The sequence below is a fragment of the Methylibium sp. genome (assembly GCF_031393925.1).
GTDB lineage: Bacteria > Pseudomonadota > Gammaproteobacteria > Burkholderiales > Burkholderiaceae_C > Methylibium.
The window spans coordinates 1-7,388 of sequence record NZ_JANMWL010000114.1 but is presented as its reverse complement, the minus strand read 5'-3'; the positions used below and the strand labels follow the sequence as shown (position 1 = coordinate 7,388).

General features: G+C 69.3%; 5 protein-coding genes and 1 pseudogene. 1 reads left to right on the top strand and 5 read right to left on the bottom strand.

Annotated features, from left to right (window positions below; all coding sequences use genetic code 11):
- The 3 genes from RMO12_RS06675 to smc all read right to left on the bottom strand — a co-directional run.
- A partial coding sequence (locus tag RMO12_RS06675) for a DNA ligase LigA-related protein (RefSeq protein ID WP_405029632.1) occupies positions 1–851 on the bottom strand: 851 nt, incomplete at its 3' end.
- Between the two features lie 48 nt (positions 852–899).
- Complete coding sequence (locus RMO12_RS06670) at positions 900–1,955, bottom strand: cell division protein FtsZ (RefSeq protein WP_309638690.1); 1,056 nt, start codon at positions 1,953–1,955, stop codon at positions 900–902.
- Between the two features lie 94 nt (positions 1,956–2,049).
- On the bottom strand, positions 2,050–5,565 hold the full coding sequence (gene smc, locus RMO12_RS06665; protein WP_309638689.1) for a chromosome segregation protein SMC: 3,516 nt from the start codon (positions 5,563–5,565) through the stop codon (positions 2,050–2,052).
- Between the two features lie 154 nt (positions 5,566–5,719).
- Between smc and queF the strand changes: the two genes are divergently transcribed.
- The gene (gene queF / locus RMO12_RS06660) at positions 5,720–6,196 is read left to right on the top strand and encodes a preQ(1) synthase (RefSeq protein WP_309624369.1); all 477 of its coding nucleotides are present in this window, start codon (positions 5,720–5,722) and stop codon (positions 6,194–6,196) included.
- A 70-nt stretch (positions 6,197–6,266) separates the two neighbouring features.
- Here the strand turns inward: queF and RMO12_RS06655 are convergent, their stop codons facing one another.
- Both RMO12_RS06655 and RMO12_RS06650 read right to left on the bottom strand, forming a co-directional pair.
- Positions 6,267–7,160, bottom strand: a complete 894-nt coding sequence (locus tag RMO12_RS06655; protein WP_309638688.1) for a dienelactone hydrolase family protein — start codon at positions 7,158–7,160, stop codon at positions 6,267–6,269.
- A gap of 43 nt (positions 7,161–7,203) precedes the next feature.
- A pseudogene (locus RMO12_RS06650) lies at positions 7,204–7,388 on the bottom strand (MarR family transcriptional regulator); the annotation flags it as partial.

The following is a 7,388-nucleotide window of genomic DNA, read 5'->3' as shown; positions in this document are numbered from 1 at the left end:
TCGTCGGCGCCGCACACCACCGCGCGCTGCTCGTTGACCGGCATGCCGCTGCGTGCCAGCGCATCGAGCGTGGCGCTGTGGGTGTCCGGTGGCGTCCAGCCGCGCACTTCGCCCAGGCCGTAGGCGAAGAAGCTCAAGCGGCGCATGGCGGCGATCCTGGCGTCGAGCTGGCGCACGATGCCGGCGGCGGCATTGCGCGGGTTGACAAAAATCTTCTCGCCGCGCGCGCGTTGCTGTTCGTTCATGCGCTCGAAATCGTCGCGCCGCATGAACACCTCGCCGCGCACCTCGAGCACCTCGGGAGCGCCCTCGGTCGCCGCCCTCTCCTGCCCCGGCGGCAGAGGGAGCCAACGCAGTCGCTGCGGAATTTGCTGGATGGTGCGGATGGTGTGCGTCACGTCTTCGCCGGTCTCGCCGTCGCCGCGCGTGGCGGCCTGCACCAAGCGGCCGTGCTCGTAGCGCAGGCTCATCGCCAGGCCGTCGAACTTCAGCTCCGCTGCGTAGGCAAGTGGCGGGTCGGTGTCCCCCAGCTCGAGCAGCTTGCGCACCCGCGCGTCGAAGCGGCGCGCCGCGGCCTCACCGGTGTCGCGGTCCGCCTCGATCGACAGCATCGGCAGCGCGTGCCGCACCGGCGCAAGGCCCTCGAGTACGGCGCCGAGCACCCGCTGCGTCGGCGAGTCCGGCGTGCGCAACTCGACGTGCGCTTGCTCCAGGGCCTGCAGTTCCTGGAACAGCCGGTCGTACTCGGCGTCGCTGATTTCCGGCGCGTCGAGCACGTGGTAGTGGTGCGCGTGGTGCAGCAGCAGCGCGCGCAGTTCGGCAGCGCGTTGCGCAGGATCTTGATCGGGCATGAAAGCGAGTTTATGGGCGCTCGCGGCGCCACAGTCGAAGCCGCGTCGTCAGCTGAAGAGACGCCGTGCCGCGCCCGATCCGGCCGCGAGATCACGCTCGGCGAGCGCCGTGTACAGGCGCTCCAGCTCCTGCTCGATGGCGGCGAACGCGCTGGCCTGGAAGGGCTGGCCGCTGTCGTCGTAGAGCGCGGCGTCGAGCGCCTGCGCCAGCGCCTGGCCGCGCGAGCACCACGTGGCAAACGGCGTCTCGGCCGCAGCACTCTGGGGCACGTCGAAGGCCAGGGTGATTTCGCGCAGCGCGGACTGGTTGGGGTCGTCGGCGAGTGCGGCCTGGGCGTCGAACTGCAAGCTGAGCACGGGGGGTGCGCCCTCCTCGCGGCCCGGCAAGGCGAGCCGCCCCGCCAGCCCACCGGCCACGAAGCCGTGGCGCGCCGCGTGCTGTTGCACATAGCCGGGCGACCAGGCCGCGCCGCGCGACACCAGGCGCAGTGCCAGTTGCGCGTCGTGCTGGCCGGCAAAGGCATCGAGTTCGCGGGCGCGGCCGACCACGTCGAGCATGTCGGGAAAATCGGGCAGCGCACCGAGCGCGTCGGCAAAGGTCTGCACCTTCTGCACGAATTCCGAGTACTCGATCTCGTTGAGCGCGCCACCGCGGTTGGCCAGCAGCAAACCGGCCTGGAACTCGCCGTAACGCTGCCCGGCGACGGGCGCTTCCCACTCGCCGGTCTCGGCGTTCAGGCCTTCGATGAGGAAAGGCTTGCTGCCCGCGCGCCGTGACGGCGGCAGGTGGGCGATGGCGGTGTCGCCGCTGGCGGGGCTGTCGAGCGTTAGCGTGGCGATCGCGTCGATCAGCGCATCGACCCGTGCGCTGGCGCGGCGCTGCGGCATCAGGGTGGGCTCGATGCGCGGCGCGCTGGCCGCCCCGTCCGCGCGCTCTGACGCGGCCGGCGCATCGAAGCTCGGCTCCTGCGCTGCGGGCAGCACCGCGGGCTCGTCGGCCACGCGCTTGATCTCGCTGCGCCGCGCCTGCCACGCGCCGTGTACCACCACGCCGGCCAGCACCAGCACGCCGACCAGGGCGAGCGCGATCTGAAACGTGGTCATCTTGTCCCCCCGACCCAGCGGCTTGGCGACCCGACCGCCGACACGAACCCGCGGCGCCACGCCGCGTCGGCGCGCCGTGCGCCTCGCGCGCGGCTCACGCCGCCTCGGCCATCGAGACCGCCGCCTGCATGTCCACCGCGACGATGCGCGAGACGCCCTGCTCCTGCATGGTCACGCCGATCAGTTGCTCGGCCATTTCCATGGCGATCTTGTTGTGCGAGATGAACAGGAACTGGGTGTTGCTCGCCATGCTCTTGACGAGCTTGCTGTAGCGCTCGGTGTTGGCGTCGTCCAGCGGCGCGTCGACCTCGTCGAGCAGGCAAAACGGCGCCGGGTTCAACTGGAAGATGGCGAACACCAGCGCGATCGCGGTGAGCGCCTTCTCGCCGCCGGAGAGCAGGTGGATGGTGGCGTTTTTCTTGCCCGGCGGCTGCGCCATGACCTGCACGCCCGCGTCGAGGATCTCGTCGCCGGGCATCACCAGCCGCGCCTGCCCGCCCGCGAACAGCTCGGGGAACATGCGCCCGAAATGTTCATTGACGGTATCGAACGTGCCTTTGAGCAGGTCGCGCGTTTCGAGGTCGATCTTGTGGATCGCGGCTTCGAGGGTGGTCATGGCCTCCACCAGGTCGGCCGACTGCGCGTCGAGGAAGCCCTTGCGCTCGCGCGCGGAGGTGAGCTCCTCGAGCGCTGCGAGATTGACCGCGCCGAGCGCTGCCACTTCGCGGTTGATGCGATCGATCTCGCCCTGCAGGCCTTGCAGCCGGACGCCGCCCGCCTCGATGCCCTTGCCGACCTCGGCCAGGTCCACCTGCGCCGCGCCGAGTTGCTCGAGGTATTGCGCGCCGCCGAGCTGCGCGGCCTGCTCCTCGAGCTGCAGCTTGCCGAGCTTTTCGCGCAGCGGCTCGAGGCTGCGCTCGAATCCGAGGCGTTGTTCGTCGGCTTGGCGCAGCCGCGCAGAGAGATCGTCGTACTGGCTGCGCTCGGCACCGAGCGCGCCTTCGCGCTCGAGCCGCAGCGCCAGCGCGGTCTGCAAACCGGCCTGCGCGGCGGCATCGGTCAGGCGACCGAGTTCTTCTTGCAGTTGCATCGCGGCCTGCGTGTTGGCGTCGATCTGCTGCGCCGCCGTCTCGATGGCGCGCTGCAGTTCGCCGCGACGTGCGGCCAGTGCGCGCGAGCTGAACTGCGCCTCCTGCGCCGCTCGCTCCAGCGAGCGCAGCTGCTCGCGCGCGCCTGCGAGCCGGCGTTCGGCGGCGATCACCGCTTCATCAAGCTCGGCATGGCGCTCCTGTTCGCCGGCCAGCAGCATGTCGAGTTCCTCGAAGCGCGCTTCGCCGGTGGCGCGGCGCTCCTGCAGTTCGTCTTGCCCGGCGTCGATCTCGCCCAGCTCGCCTTCGATCTGGCCGCGGCGGGCGCTGGTCTGCTCGCTTTGCTGCGTCAGGCGCAGCACCTCGACTTGCAGCTGGTGCTTGCGCACTTGGCCTTCGCCCGCCTCGCGGCGCGCACCCACCAGACGCGACGAGGCCTCGGTGTAGGCGGCCTCGGCACGTACCAGCGCGCTTCGCGCCGCGTCGAGAGTGATGCCCTGCGCCTGCGTCTGCCTCTGCAGGTTCTCGATCTCCTGCATGCGCGCGAGCATGCCGGCCTGTTCGGAGTCGGGCGCATGAAAGCTCACCGCGAACTGGCTGACCGCATGGCCGGCGCGGGTCATGACCACTTCGCCGTGGGTGAGCTGCGGGCGCGCGGCCAGCGCTTCGTCCAGCGAGGCCGCCGTGTAGACGCCCTCGAGCCAGTCGTTGAGCAGCGCCTTGAGGCCGGCATCGGCCAGGCGCAGCAAATCCGACAGGCGCGGGAGCGTGGTGTGCGTGTTGGCAATGGACGCGGCGGGCGGCGTGTAGAAGGCCAGCTTGGCCGGCGGCGGGTCGCCCTCGAAGGCGCGCACCGTCTCCATGCGGCCGACCGCGAGTGCGCCGATGCGCTCGCGCAGCGCCGCTTCCAGCGCCGTCTCCCAGCCGGCTTCAATGTGCAGCCGGGTCCACAGGCCGGGCAGCGCGTCCAGCCCGTGCTTGGCAAGCCACGGTTTGAGCTTGCCTTCGGTCTGCACCTTTTCTTGCAGCGCGCGCAAGGCGTCCAGGCGGGCGCTCAGGTCGGCCAGCGTGCCGGCTTGGGCATTGACGCGTTGCTGCTGGGCGCTGCGTTCGGCGTCGAGCGTCGGTACCAAGGTCGTCAGCTCCTCGGCGCGCGCGTCGGCGACGGCCTGCGACGCCTGGGCGCTGGTGAATTGAACGCGCAGGGCACCCAACAGCGCCTCATCCGGCGCGGCGAGCTTGTCTTGTTCGCTGGCGAGCCGTTCGCGGCGCTGCGTGAGCGCGCGGCTCTGTTCTTCCACGCTGCGCGACTCTGCCGCCAGCAACTGGATCTGCTGCTGCACCTGCAGCGCCTTGGCGCGTTGCGCCTGGCTGCTCGCCTGCGCGCTGCGAACGGCGTCGTCCAGACCCGGCACGGCGCCGCCCTGCTCCTCGGCCTGCGCGGCCAGCAGCTCGGCCTGCTCGTCGGCCCGGCCGATCTGCGCGCCGGCATCATCCAGGCCGGCGGCCGATTGCTGGCGACGTTCGTCCCAGGTGGCGTTTTGCGTCGTCAACTCAGCCAGGCGCTGCTCGACCCGTTGGCGGCCTTCGACCACGTAGCGAATGCGCTCCTCGAGCCGGCTCACCTCCAGCGCCGCCTCGGCGAGCGAGCCCTGCGCGGCGTGCAGCGCGTCGCCGGCCGCGTAGTGCGCCTGGCGCACCGTTTCGAGCTCGGCCTCCACATGGCGCAGCTCGGCCAGGCGCGACTCGAGCGCGTTGGTGGCGTCGAGCATGGACTTCTTGATGCGCTCTTCTTCTGCCGCGGCGTCGCGGTGCCTCAAGAACCAGAGCTGGTGCAACTTGAGCGTGCCGCTGTCCTGCAACGCCCGGTACTTGCCGGCCACCGCGGCCTGTTTCTCGAGCTTGTCGAGATTGGCGTTGAGTTCACGCAGGATGTCGTCGACCCGTTGCAGGTTCTCGCGCGTGTCCTCGAGGCGGCTCTCGGTCTCGCGGCGGCGCTCCTTGTACTTGGAGACACCGGCCGCCTCTTCGAGAAACAGGCGCAGCTCCTCGGGTTTGGACTCGATGATGCGCGAGATGGTGCCCTGGCCGATGATGGCGTAGGCGCGTGGGCCGAGGCCGGTGCCGAGGAACACGTCCTGCACGTCGCGACGGCGCACCGGCTGGTTGTTGATGTAGTAGCTGGAGGTGCCATCGCGCGTGAGCACACGCTTGACGGCGATCTCGGCGAACCGGTTCCAGGAGCCGCCGGCACGCGCATCGGCGTTGTCGAACACCAGCTCCACGCTGGCGCGGCTGGCCGGCTTGCGGTTGCCCGAGCCGTTGAAGATCACGTCCTGCATCGACTCGCCGCGCAGCTCGCTGGCCTTGCTCTCGCCGAGCACCCAGCGCACCGCGTCCATGATGTTGGACTTGCCACAGCCGTTGGGCCCGACCACGCCGACGAGCTGGCCCGGCAGCAAGAAGTTGGTCGGCTCGGCGAACGATTTAAAGCCGGAAAGCTTGATCGAGTTCAGGCGCATCGTGGGCGGTTGTCGCGGCGCCAGCTCGCACCGCTAACTCGTTGATTTGTAATGGAAAACCGGCGCTGAGGCCGGTCTTTGAATGGCCTGGATGATAGCATCGACCTCGCCCCGAACCGCAGCGACCGACTGCAAGCAAACGTCCACCGCACCCATGGCAAAGACTCCTCGCAAGCCCCCCGCCGCCGAGCAGCGACCGCTGCCCGCCAACCCGCCGACCGCGCCGTCGAAGACATTGCATGTGTTCCCCAACCCGGCGCCCGAGCGCGACTACGCGATCGAGTTCCAGATTCCCGAGTTCACCTGTCTGTGCCCGCTGACCGGCCAGCCCGACTTTGCGCACATCACCATCGACTTGGTGGCCGACCAGCTCTGCATCGAGCTCAAGAGCCTGAAGATGTACATGTGGAGCTTTCGCGACGAGGGCGCGTTCCACGAGAAGGTCAGCAACGACATCCTCACCCGCATCGTCGAGGTGACCCAGCCGCGCTTCGCTCGCATCACCGCCAAGTGGTACGTGCGCGGCGGCATCTACACCACGGTGGTCGCCGAACACCGCAGCAAGGGCTGGAAGCCGCAGCCGATCGTCGTGCTGCCCAGGCATGCGCACGAGGGCGGTCTGCCGCGCTGAGCAGGCAAGCGCCAGCCCATGACCTGGCTGCCGCAGCGCTGCCTGGCAGGCCGGCGGCAGCCTATTGTCATCAGACGCCGTGGTCCTTCAGCCAATCGCGCGTGAGCTTGGCGGCGTAGGTCGCTGCGGTCTTGTCGTAGGTGGGGCGGTAGTCGGCGTTGAAGCCGTGATTGACGCCCGGGAACACCACGATCTCCGAGCCGCTGCCCGATTTGGCGATGCCGTTTCGCATCTGCTCGATGACGGCCGGCTTCACGAAGTCGTCGATGCCGGCATACAGGCCCAGCACCGGCACCTTGATCTCGGAGGCGAAGTCCACCGGGTCTTGCGGCTTGATGTCGGACTTCATGCCGTCGAGCAGACCGTAGTACGCCACCGCCGCTTTGACCTTCGGGTTGTGGCGCGCGTAGATCCACGCCGCTCGGCCGCCCCAGCAATAGCCGACGACACCCAGCTTGCGGGTGTTGGCGCTGCCGCTGGCCTTGGCGAAGGCAACGGTGGCGTCGAGGTCGGAGCTCACTTGCGCGTCCGGCACCTTGGACACCACCTGCGAGAGGATGGCGCCGATGTCGGTCATCTTCGCCACATCGCCCTGGCGCGCGAACAGCTCGGGCGCAATGGCGTAGTAGCCCAGCTTGGCGAAACGCCGGCACATGTCCTTGATGTGCTCGTGGACGCCGAAGATTTCTTGCACCACGAGCACGACGGGGTACTGGCCACGCTTGGCGGGCATGGCGCGATAGCCGGGAATCTTGCCGTCGGCCACCACGATGCTGATCTCGCCGGCGGTGAGGCCCTGGGTGTCGGTGGTGATCGCCTGCGCCAGCACCGGGTTGGAGGCCACCGCGAAGCCACTGGCCAGCGAGGTCACCACGAAGCCGCGGCGCGACAGGCCTTGCGGCTCGGGCGCGCTTTTCGGGTTGGCAAAGTCGATGGGCTTCAGGCCGTATTGCATCAGTTTCATCAGGTCTCCAGGAGGGGTCGGACAGAGGGGGAAAAAGTTGAAATCAGCTGGCACCGTGTGCCAACAGCGACGCGCGCAGCGACTTGAGTTCGCGAACGAGCGCCTGGCGCTCCTTGGGCGAGCACGCGGTGGCGCAGGCCACCTGTTCGTGGACGGCTTCGGCACGCTCGCGCAAGTCGGCGCCCTGGCGCGTGAGCGTGATCAGCACCAGCCGCTCGTCGGCAGCGC

Coding starts and splice junctions, on each gene's coding strand:
- RMO12_RS06655 (WP_309638688.1), bottom strand. CDS start 7,160: ATGAAACTGATGCAATACGGCCTGAAGCCCATCGACTTTGCCAACCCG.
- queF (WP_309624369.1), top strand. CDS start 5,720: ATGGCAAAGACTCCTCGCAAGCCCCCCGCCGCCGAGCAGCGACCGCTG.
- smc (WP_309638689.1), bottom strand. CDS start 5,565: ATGCGCCTGAACTCGATCAAGCTTTCCGGCTTTAAATCGTTCGCCGAG.
- RMO12_RS06670 (WP_309638690.1), bottom strand. CDS start 1,955: ATGACCACGTTTCAGATCGCGCTCGCCCTGGTCGGCGTGCTGGTGCTG.